An 18,355-nucleotide genomic window follows, 5' to 3' on the forward strand; every position below is an offset into this window, starting at 1 on the left:
GAGGTTTCGCGGGGGTGGCCCCGAGGGCCTGCGGTGCAGCTCAGACGGTGTTGACAAGGGCTTCACAACGTACCGCCGGCGGCCGGGGTTCCCCCGGCTCCGCATGACCTCCGTCACGTGGGGCGCGTAGTGTAGCAGAGGGTCCGGGCATGCTTGTGAAGGGGCGCACTAAGTACCCCTCCCTGTCCGGTGGATACTCGATGCCATGAGCACCACGGAGCGTCCCAGGATTCTCGTAGTAGGCGGTGGGTACGTAGGTCTGTATGCGGCGCGCCGCATTCTGAAGAAGATGCGGTACGGCGAGGCGACGGTCACGGTCGTCGACCCGCGCTCGTACATGACGTACCAGCCCTTCCTCCCCGAAGCCGCCGCCGGCAGCATCTCCCCGCGGCATGTCGTCGTGCCGCTGCGACGTGTGCTGCCCAAGGCGGAGGTCCTCACCGGCCGGGTCACCACCATCGACCAGGACCGCAAGGTCGCCACCGTCGCGCCGCTCGTCGGCGAGGCGTACGAGCTGCCCTTCGACTACCTGATCATCGCGATGGGCGCCGTCTCCCGGACCTTCCCGATCCCCGGCCTCGCCGAGCAGGGCATCGGTATGAAGGGCATCGAGGAGGCCATCGGCCTGCGCAACCACGTCCTGGAGCAGCTCGACAAGGCCGACTCCACGACCGACGAGGACGTCCGCCGCAAGGCGCTCACCTTCGTCTTCGTCGGCGGCGGCTTCGCGGGCGCGGAGACCATCGGCGAGGTCGAGGACATGGCCCGGGACGCGGCCAAGTACTACACCAGTGTCTCCCGCGAGGACATGCGCTTCGTCCTGGTCGACGCCGCGGACAAGATCCTCCCCGAGGTGGGTCCCAAGCTCGGCAAGTACGGCAAGGAGCACCTGGAGGGCCGTGGGGTGGAGATCTACCTCAGCACCTCCATGGACTCCTGCGTCGACGGCCACGTGGTGCTCAAGAACGGCCTGGAGGTCGACTCCAACACCATCGTGTGGACCGCCGGTGTGAAGCCGAACCCGGCGCTCGCCCGCTTCGGTCTGCCGCTCGGCCCGCGCGGTCATGTCGACACCGGGACCACGCTCCAGGTGCAGGGCAGCGACTACATCTGGGCCGCGGGCGACAACGCCCAGGTGCCGGACCTCGCCGCCCGCAAGGCCGGCGTCGAGAACGCCTGGTGCCCGCCGAACGCGCAGCACGCGCTGCGGCAGGCCAAGCTCCTCGGTGACAACGTCATCTCCGGGATGCGCGGCTTCCCGCAGAAGGAGTACAGCCACGCCAACAAGGGTGCTGTCGCGGGCCTCGGTCTGCACAAGGGCGTCGCGATGATCGTCATGGGCAAGTTCAAGATCAAGCTCCGTGGCCGTCTCGCGTGGTACATGCACCGTGGCTACCACGGGCTGGCCATGCCGACCTGGAACCGTAAGATCCGCGTCTTCGCGGACTGGACGCTCGGTATGTTCCTCAAGCGTGAGGTCGTCTCGCTCGGTGCGATGGAGACTCCTCGTGAGGAGTTCTACGAGGCGGCCAAGCCGACGCCTCCGCCTGCGGCGAAGAAGGAAGAGAAGCTCAGCGCCTGATCCTTGCGTCATCGTCTGGGGCCGTCCGCCATCCGTGGTGCGGACGGCCCCCTTCGCGTCCCGCCCCCCGCGTTTCCTGTGCTGGGCGTACTCCGTTCCCGTGCCGTCGCTCGGTGGTTTCGCGCAGTTCCCCGCGCCCCTTTGGGGCGCGTTCTGTCTGTTCTTCGGGGCGGGGCCGGTCGGGATTCTCCGTCCTCGCTCCAACGCGCTCGGTCGGACGTCCCTCTTGTCCTGCTGAAGAGCATCGGAGTCTGCGGGCAGAGATTCCCGCCCACCCCCTCCCGCAGCAGCGCGAGTCCGCGAGGAGGGGGGTGCCCCTTCAGGGGCGCGGGGAACTGCGCGAAAACGAGGACCGGCCCGCCCCCGACGAACTACCCGAAGGGGCAGCATCCAGGGGCGCGGGGAACTGCGCACCCCACGAGCGACGGCACAGGGACAAGTCCGCCCAGCACAGGTGACCCAGGGGCGCGGGGAACTGCGCACCCACGGACGACCCGCACAGGGACAAGTGCGCCCAGCACAGGGAACTCGGAAGCGCGAGCGAAGGCGACCTGCGAAGGCGACTCGTTCCGCCACCCGGACGGTGCTGGCGGGATTTGTGCGCCACGAGGAATCAACGGGACTGAAACCCCCGCACACCGGTGTTTACGTGGTGAAGAGCCGTTCGACGGCCCCGCACCACGGAGGCACACCGATGCAGGACACCGCCCTCAGACTGAAGAACCTCACGGAGCGCCTCCTGGGCGCCCCGCTCCCGCTCCGTATCCGCGCCTGGGACGGCACGGAGGCGGGCCCCCCGGCCCCCGCCCCCGTCCTGGTGATCCGTCACCGCCGCGCACTGCGCAGACTGTTGTGGAAGCCGGGGGAGCTGGGCCTGGCCCGCGGCTGGGTCGCGGGTGACCTTGACCTCGACGGTGATCTGTACGAGGCCCTGAACCGGCTCGCCGGTATCCTCTGGGAGCGCCCGGAAGGCGCCCCGGGCCTCACCCACGCCCTGCGGGACCCCGGGTTCCGCACCGCGGTCCGCGGCTTCGCCGCCCTCGCGGGGCCCTTCCCGCCGCCACCTCCACCTCGTGAGGAACGCCGCGGCCGCGGACGGCTGCATCTGCACACCCGCCGCAGCGACAAGCAGGCCGTCAGCCACCACTACGACGTCGGCAACGACTTCTACGAACTCGTCCTCGGCCCGTCGATGGTCTACTCGTGCGCCTATTGGGACAACCCCGGCCAGGGCGGCGGCACCCTGGAGGACGCCCAGCGCGACAAGCTCGAACTCGTCGCGCGCAAGCTCGCCCTGCGCCCCGGCGCGCGTCTGCTGGACGTGGGCTGCGGCTGGGGCTCCATGGCGATCCACGCGGCCCGTGAGCACGGCGCCCAGGTCGTCGGGATCACCCTGTCGCAGGAGCAGGCCGCGTACGCCCGTAAGCGGGTCGCCGACGAGGGGCTGACGGACCGGGTGGAGATCCGGGTCCAGGACTACCGGGACGTCAGGGACGGGCCGTACGACGCGATCTCCTCGATCGGGATGGCGGAGCATGTCGGCGCCGAGCGGTACCTGGAGTACTCCCGGCATCTGCACGGCCTGCTGCGGCCCGGCGGACGGCTCCTGAACCACCAGATCGCCCGTCCGCCGCGCACCGACGAGACGGCTTACCACGTGGACGAGTTCATCGACGCGTACGTCTTCCCCGGCGGGGAGCTCGCCCCCGTCGGGACGACCGTCGGGCTGCTGGAGCGGGCCGGGTTCGAGGTCCGGGACCTGGAGTCGATCCGGGAGCACTACGCCCTCACCCTGCGCGGCTGGGTCGCCCAGCTGGAGGCCCACTGGGCCGCGGCGGTCCGCCTCACCTCACCGGGCCGGGCGCGGGTGTGGCGGCTCTACATGGCCGCGTCCGCGCTGGCCTTCGAACGCAACCGGATCGGCGTCAACCAGATCCTCGCCGTCCGCACCCCGGAGTCGGGCGCCTCGGGTCTGCCGCGCCGCCCCCGGGTGTGGACCGAGGAGGGCCCGCTGCCCGCGACCGGCTGAACCGCGACCCGCGCGCGGAGACGGTCGGGCCGTACGACAGGGCCCCGGCGCCGGGATGTCCGGTGCCGGGGCCCTGGGAGCGGCCTGCCGGGAGGGGGGGTGTCCCGGGGCGGCTACTCCGTCTTGATGGCCGTCAGCATGTTCAGCCTGGCGGCGCTGCGCGCGGGCCACATGGCGGCGAGGACGCCCACCAGTCCGGCCAGCAGCAGGAACAGTCCGATCCGGCCCCACGGCAGGATCAGCTCGTAGTCGGGGATGCTGCCCCTGATCGTCTCGCCGATGGCCCAGCCGAGGAAGGCGCCGAGCACGATCCCGACGAGCGCGCCGAACAGCGAGATCACGATCGCCTCCAGCCGGATCATCCGCTTCACCCGGGCCCGGTCCAGACCGATGGCCCGCAGCATGCCGATCTCCTGCTGACGCTCGAACACGGACATCGCGAGGGTGTTGACGACCCCGAGGACCGCGATGATCAGGGCCATCCCGAGCAGGCCGTACATGATGTTCAGCATCATGTTGATGATGCCGCTGAGCATCTCGCGGATGTCCTGCTTGTCGGAGACGGTGATCCCCGGGTTGTTGCCGAGGGCGTCGACCAGGGCCTGCTCGTTGGCCGCGGTCTCACCGCCGTCCATCTTGACCCAGATCTCGCGGATGTCGGGCTTCTCCTCGTAGGGAGCGAGCATCTCGCGGGGCAGGACGTACGGGGAGACGAACTCGTTCTCCTCGACGATCGCGCCGATCGTCAGCTTCTTGGTGTCCTTCTTGCCCAGCCCGTCGAAGGTGACGGGGACCGTGTCCCCGGCCTTCCAGCCGTTGCTGTCGGCCGTCTTCTCGGCGACCGCGATCTGGCCCTTGGCGAGGTTGCCCATGGAGCCGGAGACGACCGGCAGGTTGAAGACCTTGTCCACCGCGTCACCGGACACCCCGGACGCGGCGACGTCCTCGCCGTCGACCTTCACGAAGGACGCCTGCTGCGGGGAGATGGCCTCGACGCCCTTGGCCTTCTTCATCGCGGTGAGCGCCGACTCGTCCAGCGCATGGCCGCTGGACATGGTGACGGAGTAGTCGGCGCGCATGTTGTCGGTGGTCGTCCGGTCGATGGCCTGGCCGATGGTGGCACCGAGCACGGTCAGACCGGTGACCAGGGTCAGTCCGATGGCGAGCGCGGAAGCGGTGGCTCCGGTACGGCGCGGGTTGCGGACCGCGTTCTGCGCGGCGAGCTTGCCGGCGACCCCGAAGCCCCTCGTGAGGAACGGACGGATCACCGCGATGACCGGGTGGGCCAGCTGCGGGATGAGGACGATGACACCGATCAGGGCCAGGAACGCGCCCAACCCGATGATCATGCGTCCGGACCCGCCGTCCTCGGCGGCGGCACCGGCGGTGATCGCCACGGCACCGGCCGCGGTGAGGACGGCGCCGATGATGTTGCGGACCAGCAGGGACTTGGCGGACGCCGTCGCGTGGACGCTGCTCATCGCGGCGACCGGCGGGATCTTCGCGGCGCGGCGGGCGGGCAGCCAGGCGGCGAGGACGGTGACCGCGACCCCGACACCGAGCGCGGCGAGCACGGCGGTCGGGCTGATGACGAGCGGGCCGGCCGGGATCTTGAGGTCGAAGGAGTTCATGACGGAGCGCAGGCCCGTGGCGAGACCGAGGCCCACCCCGAAGCCGACGACCGAGGCGAGCACCCCGACGACCAGCGCCTCCATGATGACCGACCGCTTGACCTGCGGCCGGGAGGCACCGACGGCCCGCATCAGGGCCAGCTCACGGGTCCGCTGGGCGACCAGCATGGTGAAGGTGTTGGCGATGAGGAAGATCCCGACGAACAGCGCGATACCGGCGAAGGCCAGCAGCATGGTGTTCATGCTGCTCATGCCGGACTCGATGTCCCTCGCCTCGTCGGCCGCCCACTCGTCGGCGGTCTTGGCGACCGAGTCCTTCGGCAGCAGCGGCTCGACACCGTCGAGGACGCGGTCGGCGGACGCACCGGACTCGGCGGCGACGCTGAGGGAGTGGAAGTAGCCGGGCCGCAGGTACTGCTCCTGCGCGACGGCGGTGTCGAAGAGGACGAGGCTGCCGCCCGCGTTGACCGCGCCGTCCTCGGTGGTGAAGATCCCGGCGAGGGCGAACTCGCGCACCGGTCCGGTGGTCGCGACCCGCACGGTGTCACCGACCTGGTAGTTCCCCTTGTCGGCGGTCGCCTTGTCCAGGGCGATCTGGCTGCCCTTCACGGGGCCGTCGCCCTCGGTGAAGTCGTAGGCGGTGTCCTTGCCGTCCTTGCCCGGGGCGAAGTTGCTGCCCCTGTTGGACCAGCCCACCCCGATCAGCTTGCCGTCCTCGTCGGCGACCCCGGCGAAGCCGGAGGCCCGGCCGGTGACCCCGGTGACCCCGTCCAGGCCCTCGATCTTCTTCAGGGCGGACGCCGGTATGCCGGCCTCCTGCCCGTCGCGGGCGGGTGACTCGACGGCGACGGCGATGTTGTCGTAGCTCTTGGCGGACTGGTTGCGGAAGGCGTTGCCGAGGGTGTCGGTGAAGACCAGGGTGCCGGAGACGAACGCGACGCCGAGCATGACGGCGAGCACGGTCATCAGCAGCCTGGCCTTGTGCGCGAGTACGTTGCGCAAGGCGGTACGGAACATGTGGTGTGTGTCCTGTGGTGGGAGCCGGGGGGCCGGCTGGCTACGGGGCGTCGGGGATCAGCTGGTGCGGCCCTTGGCGTCGAACGCCTTCATCCGGTCGAGGACGGCGTCGGCGCTGGGGCTGAGCAGCTGGTCGACGATGCGGCCGTCGGCGAGGAACACCACGCGGTCCGCGTAGGAGGCGGCGACCGGGTCATGGGTCACCATGACGACGGTCTGGCCCAGCTCGCGCACCGAGTTGCGCAGGAAGCCGAGGACCTCGGCGCCGGAGCGCGAGTCGAGGTTCCCGGTGGGCTCGTCACCGAAGATGATCTCCGGCCGGGAGGCCAGGGCGCGGGCGACGGCGACGCGCTGCTGCTGGCCGCCGGACAGCTCGGTGGGCCGGTGGCCGAGCCGGTCCCGAAGACCGACCATGTCGATCACGGACTGGAGCCACAGCTTGTCCGGCTTGCGGCCCGCGATGTCCATCGGCAGTGTGATGTTCTCCAGCGCCGTCAGCGTCGGCAGCAGGTTGAACGCCTGGAAGATGAAGCCGATCTTGTCCCGGCGGAGCTGGGTGAGCTGCTTGTCCTTCAGCGTCCCCAGCTCGGTGTCACCGATCCGCACCGAGCCGCCGCTGAAGCTGTCCAGCCCGGCCACACAGTGCATCAGGGTCGACTTGCCCGAGCCCGACGGGCCCATGATCGCGGTGAACTGCCCCTGGTGGAAGTCGATGGACACCCGGTCCAGTGCGACCACCTTGGTCTCGCCCTGGCCGTAGACCTTGCTCAGATCCGCGGCCCGAGCGGCCACGGCGGTGGCCCGGTCGGCGATGGGGGTGGTGGTCACGGGAGGACGCTCCTGTCGGATCGGCGGGTGATGACTCCATCGTCGCGGCCGTCCCGCCGTCTGTAGTCAGCCGTTGTTCCGGTTCCGGGGACAGCCTTCGGTCGGACCCCGCGCCGTGCTGTCATACCTGGGGATGACCCCCGACCCCGACCCGCTACGCCTTCCGGCGGGGGGCGGCGATCGGCCGGGAGCCGTTTCCCCTGGTGGGCGCGGTGCCCGGGCGGCGGCCCTGTCAGTGGGGTGGTGCAGGGTGACCGATGGACGCGCCGTCCGGGCCGTCCGTCCGCAGCGCGACAAGGAGCCACGATGCCGGTCACCGACTGGACGATCGACGGGTACGAGCCACTGGGCGGGATGTACGACGACCCGTTCTTCCCGGACCACCTCGTCGACCGCGGCAAGGCGATCCTGCACCGCTTGTCGACACGTATCGCCGCCGCGCCGCCCGCGGACCTCACCGCCCTGTACGCGCTCACGGCGGCGGCGACCGAGGAGTTCAACGCGCTGGAGGCCGCGTTCGACGAGGCCGGCAGCGAGCTGGAGACGGTGGCCCGGGAGGAGATCGGCGAGGCGTTCCACATGCTGGCGCTGGCGCACGGCTACCAGGACGCGGACCCGGAGAAACTGATCGCCGCCCGCGACTGGTGACCCGCCGGACGGCGGGTGCGGGGAGCTGGTGAAGATCACGCGAAGGGTTCGCGGGGGCGTGTGGGGGGCGATCATGAGCCGTTCCGCGCGCCCCCGTGGCTGAAATATCATGCGCGCGGCTCGGCGTTTCACCGCGCGGACGGTGAAATTCCGTCATTCCGTACGGGTCTTGGGACCCCTCGGGGAGGGCGGTGTTCTGAGCGGGTACGGCCGCCGCGCGTGTCTGATGCTCCCTCAGACCTCAATAAAATCAGACAACATCGGGCTGGGCGTCGGCTGTTCGGGCTACCCGTCCGGATAGGCTCAGACCACTCGAAGCGCAGCCATGGCCTGCCCGGATGGTGGAATGCAGACACGGCGAGCTTAAACCTCGCTGCCCCACGCGGGCGTACCGGTTCAAGTCCGGTTCCGGGCACACTCCTTCACAGTCCCTCCTCATCAGGAGGGGCCGCCCGGTATCCACCGGCACGGAGGCCCACGCACCCGCCGTCGCTCCGCACGGGCCGCGCGCCCGTCCCGGGCAGGGGTCATCACCGCCCGGGACGAGACCGGGTGACGGCTGGTGAGCGTGACTGTTCGTGACGTGACGAGGCGTGAGATGCCTGGTTCTCCGGTACCCGTATCAGTTATGTGTGTGATGTCTGCGGCGTGCGTGATGTCGGCGGTGTCGGGATTGTCGTGGCGCCGGTGGGTGTCGGGGACGGTGCTGGTGCCCGGTGCGGTGTCGGCGGGGGCGGGGCTGGCGGAGGCTTCGTGACGCTGTGGTGCCGCTCCTCGTCGCGGTCCCTGTGTGTCGCCGCCTCCGCTCGTCGTGCGTGGCCCCCGCCGTGTGTGGACCCCCGCCGTGCGAGCGCGTGCCCGGGCGCGATCAGGTCGGGTCACCGCCGCACCGCTCCCCGGCCCGGCCGTACCGCTCACCCGCCCGGCCGTACCGCCCGCCCGAACGGCGGAGCGGGCCCCCGTGTGACGGGGATGACACCTCCCGAGGGTGACCCGGTCCGGTTCCCCCGTGTGAACCCGGCGGAACCCGGGAACCCCACGGAAGGACGCGGGAACACACGGCGACGGCCGTACGTTCCTCCGTAACGGAAGGGGAAAGATCCTCCCTAGGCACTAGGAGGGATGCTTTGCCCGCACATTACTCTTGGGTCAAGGCCGCGCACGGCGGCCACGGAGGAGTGAGATGAGGAGCAGTAACCCGGTCTTCTCGCGTCGGGGGTTCAGCCGCGACAACGGCTACGCGGGCAACGGTGCCGCGCCGCAGGCCGGGGGACCCGCCGTCCAGACCCAGGGCAACCCGTACGCGCAGGGGGCGCCCGCGCAGACCGCGCCGACGAACCCCTACGCCCAGAACCCTTACGCCCAGCCGGACGGCCTCCAGGGCTCGGGCCCGCAGGCCCCGGCCGGCGCCGCGCGCATGACGATGGACGACGTCATCATGCGCACGGGGACCACCCTCGGCATCCTCATCGTCACGGCCGCCCTCGCGTGGGCGCTGCTGCCGGTCGACGACGCGAACATCGCGCGCTCCATCGGTGTCGCCGTCGTCGCGGGTCTCGCCGCGATGGTGCTCGGCCTGGTGCAGTCCTTCAAGCGCAAGGCGTCGCCCGCGCTGATCGTGACGTACGCCGCCCTGGAAGGTGTCTTCCTCGGCGTCATCTCCAGTTTCGTGGACAACCGCATCGCCGGTGGCGCCGCGATGCAGGCCGTCATCGGCACCATGGCCGTCTTCGCGGGCGTGCTCATCGCCTACAAGGCGGGCTGGATCCGCGTCAACCGCCGCTTCTACGGCTTCGTGATGGCCGCGGCGCTCGGCTTCGTCCTGCTGATGGCCGTGAACCTGCTGTTCGCGGTGATCGGCGGCGGTGACGGCCTCGGCTTCCGCAGCGGCACGCTCGGCATCATCATGGGCATCGTCGGTGTCCTGCTCGGCGCCTGCTTCCTCGCCCTGGACTTCAAGCAGGTCGAGGACGGCATCGCCTACGGCGCCCCCCGCGAGGAGGCGTGGCTGGCGGCGTTCGGTATGACGCTGACGCTCGTCTGGATCTACATGGAGTTCCTGCGACTGATCGCGATCCTCCAGAGCAGCGACTGACCGGCGGCGACCGGTAGCGCGGCGACCGACAGGTCGTACGCGAGCCGCTTCGGCGGTGGAGCCCGGCGACGGCCCCGCGAACCTCGGTTCGCGGGGCCGTTCCCCGTTCGGTGGCCCACCGGCCGCCGGCCGATGTGTCCCGGGCCGGGTGGCCGTGACAGCGCGACGGCGCCGTCAGCGCAGTTTGCGTGCGGCCCTTCTCAGGTCGTACTCGTGGATGATCGCCTTCGCGTGGCCGTGCGCGAGGTCGTGCTCCGAACGCAGCCAGCTCACCTTCTCGTCGAAGCGGAAGAAAGCGGGGCCGTCCTCGACCGTGCGAAGCCACTCGGAGACTTCACGGCCGGTGCAGTGCGGGATTCGGGCGAGCAGGTTGCGGTGGGTCTCCTCGGAGAAGACTGGTGGCATCGGCGCCTCCGGACGCGTGCGGAATGGTCCGTCCTGTCCCGTCACCGTGCCTGAGAGCCCCGGCGTTGGCAACAGTGCCGCCCGGATCGCATAAGGTCGCACCGTGCTTGATACGACGCCGCTGACCGCCGCCGTGGACCGCTTCGCCGACCATCTGCGGGCCGCCCCGCAGAGCCGCCTCCAGCGCGGTGCGGCGGCCGAGGCACTGGGTCTGGCCAGGGAACTCTCCGCCCGCGCGCAGCACGCCGAGGACCCGGACCGCGAGCCGCGCCGGATGCCGGACGCCGGGATGTTCGCCGTCGCCGACCAGATCACCGTCGCCGGACGGGACCTCGCGGTGGTGCTCCGGGAACCCGGGGAACTCGCGGAGGCGGTCGCCCTGGTGGAGGAGGCGCAGAAGCGCGCCGGGGTGTGAACGGGCCGCCGTGCGCGCCCGTCGCCACGCGGGCGCGCGGCCCGCGGAGGGCGGAGAGCGCAGGGGCGACGCTCGGCGCGGGGCTTGAGCACGGGGGTCCGGAGGGACCCCCGGTGCGCGGTCCAGGGCACGGGCCACGGGCCCGGAGGAACGGGCCCGGCGCGGGCGGCGCTCAGAGGGACGCGATGACGCGGTCCGCGAGGACGTAGACGGTCTCGGTGCCGCAGGAGAAGGTCAGCGCGTACGCGCCGGCGATCCCGGAGCCGCCCAGCAGGAACGGCGCGTCACCGGCGCGCAGCGCCTGCGCGAGGCGCTCGGCGGTCTCCCGGTGGCCGGGGGTCATGCACAGGGTGGTGCCGTCCTCGAAGACGTATACGTCGAGGGTGCCGAGCGGGCCGGGCCGCACATCGGCGAGCGCCGCGCGGGTGGCCGCCAGTTCCTCCAGGCACAGCACCGTGTGCTCATGGTCGCCGCCCGCCGTGAACGGCGGCTGGGTGGCCTGCGAGGGCACGAAATCGGGGTGCGAGGGGTGACGGCGGCGGGCCGCGGCGAGTTCGGGGGAGTCGCCGGGGTGGCTGTCGGGCGCGGGCTCGGGGCCGGTGAGGGTCGCGGTCTCGGTCAGTCCGTCGGGGATCTCGGCCTCGGGGCCCTCGGCGAACTCCGTGCCGGACTCGGCGAGGAGGTCGGGCCCGTCGGACTCGGTGACGGGGGTCAGACCCACGAAGTCGGTCTGCCGGGGCAGGAACAGCTCGTCGGTCGGCAGTCCGAGCAGGGACGGGGCCTCGGAGGCGTCCCGGGCCTCCTGCGCGGCCCAGAAGGCCCGCGCCTCGGCCATCTCGCGCTCCCGTTCCTCGGCGAGGGCGGCGGTGACCGCCGCGCGTATCTCCTCGGTGTCGGCGGTGGTCCGGGCCGCGGGCACCAGCGCCCGCGCGTCCGCGGCCGGCCGCTGGGCCAGCTCGGCGCGCAGGGCGGTGATCTGTCGGCGCAGCCCGTGCACGGCGTGCAGGGCGGCGGCTCCCACGGCCGTGGCGGCGGCAGTGGTGACCAGCAGAACAAGGGGAATGGCGCTCACGAAGTACTCCCGGTGTCAGTCGACCCCCGACTTCCTACCTCAGCTTGAGGTGCGGACCCGCCATCTGTCAGTGCATTACGTCACGAAATGGACAGGTTTCCGAGGTCGGGTTTACCCGAGTCCCAAGTGTGAGCTGCGCGCGCGCCCCTCTCGCGGGAGATACATCACATCCTGAGGGAGATTGGGTCACGATTCGATCCGTGCGCCCCGGGGCGCGTTCCGTGACGGGGCGGGTGCCCGACGCGCGCCCCGCCCGTCACCGCGCCTGTCGCCCGCCCCGTTCCCGCGCCCGCCCGTGTCCCGCCCTCGTGTCACGCCTCGTGCCCCGGCTCGGGTGCGCGCCCCGCTCCGGCGCGTGCGCCGGGGCGGTCGCTCAGCTCAGACGCTCGATGACCATCGCCATGCCCTGGCCGCCGCCCACGCACATCGTCTCCAGGCCGAACTGCTTGTCGTGGAACCGGAGGCTGTTGATCAGCGTGCCGGTGATCCGGGCGCCGGTCATCCCGAAGGGGTGCCCGACGGCGATGGCGCCACCGTTCACGTTCAGCTTGTCCAGGTCGATCCCGAGCTCACGGTACGAGGGGATCACCTGGGCGGCGAACGCCTCGTTGATCTCGAACAGGTCGATGTCGTCGACCGTGAGTCCCGCGCGGGTGAGGGCCTGCCTCGACGCCTCGACCGGACCGAGGCCCATGACCTCGGGGGAGAGCGCGGAGACCCCGGTGGAGACGATCCGGGCGAGCGGGGTGAGCCCCAGCTCCCGGGCCTTGGTGTCGCTCATGACGACCAGCGCGGCGGCGCCGTCGTTCAGCGGGCAGCAGTTCCCGGCCGTGACCAGCCCGTCCGGGCGGAACACCGGCTTCAGCCCCTCGACGCCCTCCAGGGTGACCCCCGCGCGGGGCCCGTCGTCCTTGGCGACGACCGTGCCGTCCGGTGTGGTGACCGGGGTGATCTCCCGCTCCCAGAAGCCCTTGGCGAGCGCCTGTTCCGCGAGGTTCTGGGAACGCACGCCGAACTCGTCCATGTCGCGCCGGGTGACGCCCTTCCAGCGCGCCAGGTTCTCGGCGGTCTGCCCCATCGCGATATAGGCGTCCGGGACCACGCCGTCCTCGCGGGGGTCGTGCCAGCCGGAACCGGTCGACTCCGCGACCGCCGCCGTCCGCGCCTCGGCCTCGGCGAAGAACGGGTTGTGCGTGTCCGGCAGGCTGTCGGAGCTGCCCTTGACGAACCGGGACACCATCTCGACACCCGCCGAGATGAAGACATCGCCCTCGCCCGCCTTGATCGCGTGCAGCGCCATCCGGCTGGTCTGGAGCGACGAGGAGCAGTAGCGGGTGACCGTACAGCCCGGCAGCCGGTCCAGACCCATCTGTACGGCGACGATCCGCCCCAGGTTGTTGCCCTGCTCGCCGCCGGGCAGACCGCAGCCGAGCATCAGGTCGTCGATGTCCCCCGGGTCCAGCTCGGGGACCTTCGCGAGGGCCGCCCCGATGATCGTGGCGGTCAGGTCGTCGGGACGCAGATCCTTCAGCGAGCCCTTGAAGGCACGGCCGATGGGGGAACGGGCTGCGGAGACGATCACGGCTTCGGGCATCGGGGGTTCTCCTTGCCGGGGGGCGCGGGGTCCGGTTCCCGGCCGTGCGGGCGCGGGTCCGGTTCCTCGGGTGGCTGTGCTCGTGAAGCTACCGTCACGTAGCGCGGTGGTCACGGGTCCGGGACTGTGACCCGGGCCGCACTTTCCAAGCGCTTGCTCACCCTACTCCGGCGCGCTTCGTTCGTTCTGTGGCTTGTGGCTTGTGGCTTGTGGCTTGTGGCTTGCTCCCGTGTCCCATGTCCCGTGTTGCTTGTGCCGGCCGTGGACGGGGTGCTCCCTTCCACCGCGGTTGGGGCGGCTCTCGTCCGCGGCGGTCGGCCCTCGTCCGTGGTTGTGGTTGTGGCTGTGGCGGTCGGCCCGTATCGGGCGCTCCGTACGCGATTCCCGCCCGATGGCGGACCGGGACCACCTCCGCGCCCGACCAGGAGCCCGCCGGATTCCGGGCGGAAATACGGGGATATGGGGCGGCCACCTCAGATCTTGCTGAAGTCCGGGTGTCCCGCCGCCCGCTGCTGACAGTGTCACGGCCCACGGCGAGGAACACGGGACGCCGCCCCGGTGGGGGGTGTCCCCGCCCCCTCGGCGTTCGACCCATCACGGAAGCGGGGAATCATGAGAAGAATCGTGCGGGGTGCACTCGTCCTGTCACTGGCCTCGGCGGGCACCATCGTCGTCGCGCAGCCCAGCTCGGCGGCCTGTGCTCCGGAGAAGCCCAGATTCACCCTGTCGGGCGCGAAGGCCAGCTACCGCCCGACCAACATCGCCAGCGACTTCATCCAGGGTCCGGGCCGGATCACGTACTCCAAGACCAAGACGGCCGAGGCGAGCTGGAGCGGGTCCGTGGGCATCGGCGGTGACATCGGTCCGATCGTCGCCAAGATGACCGCCTCCCTCGAAGGCTCCTACACCAGGGGCTGGAGCAAGGCGTCGACCTGGTCGTACTCGCTGGACATCGCCCGGGGCAAGACGCAGCGCATCCGGATGTACCACGCCTCCAAGAAGGTCAAGGTCACCAAGAAGACCTTCAACACGGGCCGGTGCACCTGGCGGACCGCGTACAGCAACAAGACAGTGGACGTGCCCAAGCGGCAGAACGTCAACGTGTGGAAGCGCGAGAACCTCTGACGCCGGGCCGCCGCCCCACCCCCGCGGGGCGGCGGCACCGCGTGTCCGTGCGGACCGCCCGGCAGCCTTGGCGCCCTGCCGGGTCTCCCCGTCCGGGCCCTCCGGCGGCACGGGGGCCTGACGAGGCGCACCGGGCGCACCGGGACCACTGAGCGCGCACTGAGCCCGGGTGCCGTCAGGCCGGGGAACCGGGCTCAGTGCGCCTGGGGCAAGGGGGCCAGAGGCCAGGGCCCAGAGGTCAGGGCCCAAGGGTCAGGACGCCGCCGGGGTCGAGTGGTCCGGGGCGGTGCCGTGGGTGTGGATCCGCCGGCGACGCCTCCGCTTGAGCAGTGCCCAGGGGCCCCGCGGGCCGCCCTGCGGCGCCGCCGTCACCTCCGTACCGCCCTCCGCCGCGGCCCGCACCGCGGCCCGCGCGACCGGCAGGAACCCCTCGTCGCGGGAGGCGTCCGGCCGCTCCTCCTCCGGCCACACCCCGAGCGCCGCGCACAGCGTGGGCAGCACGGCCATCGCGGCGGTGGCGTACCCCTCGGCGGAGGGGTGGAAGTTGTCGGGCCCGAAGAGCTCCCTGGGGTTCGCCGCGAACTCCGGCCCCAGCAGATCCCCCAGCGACACCGTCCGCCCGCCCTGCTCCACGGCCCCGATGGTCTGCGCGGCGGCGAGCTGGCGCGAGGTGCGCCGCGCGATCCAGCTCAGCGGCTGGTACACCGGCTCGATCGTCCCGAGGTCGGGGCACGTCCCGACGACCACCTCCGCCCCCGCGGTCCGCAGCCTGCGCACCGCCGTCGACAGACAGCGGACGGACCTGGTGGGCGGGATGCGATGGGTGACGTCGTTCGCCCCGATCATGATCACGCAGACGTCCGGGACCCAGGACGGATCACCGACGACCAGCCCGACCTGGCGCTCCAGATCGTCCGACCGCGCCCCCGGCAGCGCCACCGTCCGCAGCTCGACCGGCCGTTCGGCCACCGCCGCGAGCCCCGACGCCATCAGCGCGCCGGGCGTCTCACGGGCCCGGTGCACGCCCTGCCCGGCCGCCGTGGAGTCCCCGAGCATCGCGAACCGCAGCGGCTCGGCCCCGCCCGCGAGCCCCGCCCCGTACAGGCCGTCGGCACGCGGCGGCGCGGGCGCGTGGTCACCCCCGCTGTTGCCCACCCGCCGCTTCGCCAACCGCACCTCGGCCAGCACCACACCGACCGTCGCCACACCCAGCAGGCCGATACCGCCACCGCCGTACGCGGCGCCCGCGGCGATCCGCCGTGCCACCCTCGCCCTCGACATACGTCGCAGCCACCTCCTTCGAGCCGTACATCCACTCCTTGCCCCGTCGGGGCGGTCGGTCAATCGCCGGTCGCGGGTGAACGCGCGGGGGCCGAACGGCGGCGGTACCCGCCGCGCTCCCGGCCCGCCCGGGGCCGTCCGGGATCTTCCCGGCGCGTCGCACGCGCGGGAGACCCGCGAGGGGCTACGGGCCGGTAGGGGGCCGTAGGCTGAGGTCAACCCTCAATCCTTACTTCGCAGCCCGGAGACAACGGTGCACTTCCACGACTCGATGATCAGCCTCGTCGGCAACACCCCGCTGGTACGTCTCAACAACGTCTCCGACGGAATCCAGGCGACGGTGCTGGCGAAGGTCGAGTACTTCAACCCCGGCGGTTCCGTGAAGGACCGCATCGCCCTGCGCATGATCGAGGCCGCCGAGGAGAGCGGCGCCCTTCAGCCGGGCGGCACCATCGTGGAGCCGACCAGCGGGAACACCGGCGTCGGCCTGGCGATCGTGGCCCAGCAGAAGGGCTACAAGTGCGTCTTCGTCTGCCCTGACAAGGTCTCCACGGACAAGATCAACGTACTGCGCGCATACGGCGCCGAGGTCGTGGTCTGCCCCACCGCCGTCGACCCCGAGCACCCGGACTCGTACTACAACGTCTCCGACCGGCTGGTCCGTGAGACCCCCGGTGCCTGGAAGCCCGACCAGTACAGCAACCCGCAGAACCCCCTCTCCCACTACCACTCCACGGGCCCCGAGCTCTGGGAGCAGACCGAGGGGCGGATCACGCACTTCGTCACCGGGGTCGGCACCGGCGGGACGATCTCCGGTACGGGCCGCTACCTCAAGGACGCCAGCGACGGCCGGGTCAAGGTCATCGGCGCGGACCCCGAGGGCTCCGTCTACTCCGGCGGCTCCGGGCGCCCGTACCTGGTGGAGGGCGTCGGCGAGGACTTCTGGCCCACGGCGTACGACCGGACGGTCGCCGACGAGATCGTGCCCGTGTCCGACAAGGACTCCTTCCAGATGACCCGCCGCCTCGCCAAGGAGGAGGGCCTCCTGGTGGGCGGCTCGTGCGGGATGGCGGTCGTGGCTGCGCTGCGGGTCGCCGAGCGGCTCGGCCCCGACGACGTCGTGGTCGTGCTGCTGCCCGACAGCGGCCGGGGATACCTCTCCAAGATCTTCAACGACGAGTGGATGGCGGACTACGGCTTCCTGGAGGACACCGGCCCCTCCGCCCGGGTCGCGGACGTCCTGCGCGACAAGGAGGGCGCCCTGCCCTCGCTCGTGCACATGCACCCCGACGAGACGGTCGGCGAGGCCATCGAGGTCCTGCGGGAGTACGGCGTCTCCCAGATGCCGATCGTGAAGCCCGGCGCCGGTCACCCCGACGTGATGGCCGCCGAGGTCGTCGGCTCGGTCGTCGAACGCGAACTGCTGGACGCGCTCTTCACCCAGCGCGCGTCCCTCACCGATCCGCTGGAGAAGCACATGTCCGCGCCGCTGCCGCAGGTCGGCTCCGGCGAGCCGGTCGCCGACCTGATGTCCGTCCTCGGTACCGCCGACGCCGCGATCGTTCTCGTCGAGGGCAAGCCCACGGGTGTCGTCAGCCGTCAGGACCTCCTCACCTTCCTCGCCAAGGCGGGCGGCAAGCAGTAGCCGCAGTGCCGCAGCGGTGTGCCGTGTGCCGTGGGCCGGAGTTCGTGCAAGTGGTACGCGTACGACACGTCGGCGCAGCACGTGCTTAACACCGGTGCGGCAGATTGGTGGGTGCCGGAGGGGTGGGAGCGGCTCCCCACCCCGAACCGGCAGCGAACGGCGCCTTGGACCTCCGGAGCGGCTCCCGGACCTCCCTGGACGCCAAGGACGTGCGGCCCGGCCCTGACCCGGCCCCGCGTCCCCCGCGGGGACCGCCGTCGTCCCGCCCCCCTTCACGGGGGTGCCGGCGGTCCCCGCGCAACGCTCGTCCCCGGCTCGCCCCCGTACCTCGTCCCCGTACCCCGTGCCCTGTCCTGGGGTGTCCCGTCGCGCCGCTCCCGCCACGCCTTCCGGACGGTCGGCGCCTTCGGGACCGCTACGCCTCCCAGTCCGTCGCTGTCTTCTCCTCGCGGCCCCGCAGGCGCCACGGCCAGGTCGAGTGGACCGCGTTCACCCCGGCGATCCCCGCCCAGGTGACGATGAGCCCCGGCAGCCCGGCGTTGACCACGCCTATCGCGGACAGGGGTATCGCGAGGATGAGCGTCACCATGGCGAACCCGAAGCGGTCGCCCCAGGTGTCCGGACCGCTCGGGCTGCTCGCGCCCCGGGCCACGACCATCTGCTGCTCGGCGAGCTGCCGCCGGACCCTGCGGTCCACGGCGGAGTCGACTCGTTGCTCGATCTTTTCCAGGAACGAGTCCACGAAAGCGGATTCGTACTCGGCGCCGAGGTCCCTGCCTGCCTGCAGGGTGGCGTCGAGTTCCTTCTTGAAGTCGGCATCGCGGGCGTCCATGCCTCAACGGTACGGAGCGGGCCGCGCCCGCACACTGGGGACAACCCCACTCTTCCGTTGAGGTTCTCCGCAGGTGAGGTTTCCCGCAGGTGAGGTTCCCCGCAGGGCGGTGGGTGAGGACATGCGGGAGGGAGGCGCGTGCGGTGTGCGGTGGCT

14 protein-coding genes and 1 tRNA gene are annotated in these 18,355 nt (G+C 71.4%); 8 read left to right on the forward strand and 7 right to left on the reverse strand.

Annotated features, from left to right (window positions below; genetic code table 11):
* Positions 1-205 precede the first annotated feature (205 nt).
* Positions 206-1,582 carry an NAD(P)/FAD-dependent oxidoreductase gene (locus AB852_RS04910; protein WP_073783864.1) on the forward strand — a complete coding sequence of 459 codons (1,377 nt, stop codon included), beginning with the start codon at positions 206-208 and terminating at the stop codon, positions 1,580-1,582.
* A gap of 694 nt (positions 1,583-2,276) precedes the next feature.
* On the forward strand, positions 2,277-3,611 hold the full coding sequence (locus AB852_RS04915) for an SAM-dependent methyltransferase (RefSeq protein ID WP_073783866.1): 1,335 nt from the start codon (positions 2,277-2,279) through the stop codon (positions 3,609-3,611).
* Between the two features lie 113 nt (positions 3,612-3,724).
* On the opposite strand, the gene AB852_RS04920 is transcribed toward AB852_RS04915, so the two are convergent.
* Both AB852_RS04920 and AB852_RS04925 read right to left on the reverse strand, forming a co-directional pair.
* On the reverse strand, positions 3,725-6,259 hold the full coding sequence (locus tag AB852_RS04920) for an ABC transporter permease (protein WP_073783868.1): 2,535 nt from the start codon (positions 6,257-6,259) through the stop codon (positions 3,725-3,727).
* Between the two features lie 57 nt (positions 6,260-6,316).
* A complete protein-coding gene (locus tag AB852_RS04925) occupies positions 6,317-7,087 on the reverse strand; it encodes an ABC transporter ATP-binding protein (RefSeq protein WP_073783870.1) in 771 nt (256 codons plus the stop codon).
* 306 nt (positions 7,088-7,393) lie between these two features.
* On the opposite strand from AB852_RS04925, the gene AB852_RS04930 reads away from it, so the two are divergent.
* From AB852_RS04930 to AB852_RS04940, 3 genes are all read left to right on the forward strand, one after another.
* Positions 7,394-7,735, forward strand: a complete 342-nt coding sequence (locus AB852_RS04930) for a DUF5713 family protein (RefSeq protein WP_073783872.1) — start codon at positions 7,394-7,396, stop codon at positions 7,733-7,735.
* Between the two features lie 332 nt (positions 7,736-8,067).
* Positions 8,068-8,150, forward strand: a tRNA-Leu gene (locus tag AB852_RS04935).
* Positions 8,151-8,918: 768 nt separating this feature from the next.
* Entirely contained in the window at positions 8,919-9,830 is a 912-nt protein-coding gene (locus AB852_RS04940) for a Bax inhibitor-1/YccA family protein (protein ID WP_073783874.1), read from the forward strand.
* A gap of 174 nt (positions 9,831-10,004) precedes the next feature.
* Here AB852_RS04940 and AB852_RS04945 read toward each other — a convergent pair whose 3' ends face one another.
* On the reverse strand, positions 10,005-10,235 hold the full coding sequence (locus tag AB852_RS04945) for a DUF4287 domain-containing protein (RefSeq protein ID WP_073783876.1): 231 nt from the start codon (positions 10,233-10,235) through the stop codon (positions 10,005-10,007).
* A gap of 103 nt (positions 10,236-10,338) precedes the next feature.
* On the opposite strand from AB852_RS04945, the gene AB852_RS04950 reads away from it, so the two are divergent.
* A complete protein-coding gene (locus tag AB852_RS04950; RefSeq protein ID WP_073783878.1) occupies positions 10,339-10,650 on the forward strand; it encodes a hypothetical protein in 312 nt (103 codons plus the stop codon).
* A gap of 172 nt (positions 10,651-10,822) precedes the next feature.
* Here the strand turns inward: AB852_RS04950 and AB852_RS04955 are convergent, their stop codons facing one another.
* Entirely contained in the window at positions 10,823-11,722 is a 900-nt protein-coding gene (locus AB852_RS04955) for a hypothetical protein (protein WP_073783880.1), read from the reverse strand.
* Positions 11,723-12,095: 373 nt separating this feature from the next.
* Positions 12,096-13,316, reverse strand: coding sequence for an acetyl-CoA C-acetyltransferase (locus AB852_RS04960; RefSeq protein ID WP_073783882.1), 1,221 nt, complete (start codon positions 13,314-13,316; stop codon positions 12,096-12,098).
* A 612-nt stretch (positions 13,317-13,928) separates the two neighbouring features.
* Here AB852_RS04960 and AB852_RS04965 point away from each other — a divergent pair.
* The gene (locus tag AB852_RS04965) at positions 13,929-14,441 is read left to right on the forward strand and encodes a hypothetical protein (RefSeq protein ID WP_143201176.1); all 513 of its coding nucleotides are present in this window, start codon (positions 13,929-13,931) and stop codon (positions 14,439-14,441) included.
* A 252-nt stretch (positions 14,442-14,693) separates the two neighbouring features.
* On the opposite strand, the gene AB852_RS04970 is transcribed toward AB852_RS04965, so the two are convergent.
* Entirely contained in the window at positions 14,694-15,722 is a 1,029-nt protein-coding gene (locus tag AB852_RS04970; protein WP_073783886.1) for an SGNH/GDSL hydrolase family protein, read from the reverse strand.
* 253 nt (positions 15,723-15,975) lie between these two features.
* Between AB852_RS04970 and AB852_RS04975 the strand changes: the two genes are divergently transcribed.
* The gene (locus tag AB852_RS04975; RefSeq protein ID WP_073783888.1) at positions 15,976-17,367 is read left to right on the forward strand and encodes a cystathionine beta-synthase; all 1,392 of its coding nucleotides are present in this window, start codon (positions 15,976-15,978) and stop codon (positions 17,365-17,367) included.
* A gap of 415 nt (positions 17,368-17,782) precedes the next feature.
* Here the strand turns inward: AB852_RS04975 and AB852_RS04980 are convergent, their stop codons facing one another.
* Positions 17,783-18,199: a hypothetical protein gene (locus AB852_RS04980; protein WP_073783890.1), complete on the reverse strand. Its 417-nt coding sequence runs from the start codon at positions 18,197-18,199 to the stop codon at positions 17,783-17,785.
* Positions 18,200-18,355: the final 156 nt, after the last annotated feature.

Source organism: Streptomyces uncialis, from assembly GCF_001905345.1.
Lineage (GTDB): Bacteria > Actinomycetota > Actinomycetes > Streptomycetales > Streptomycetaceae > Streptomyces > Streptomyces uncialis.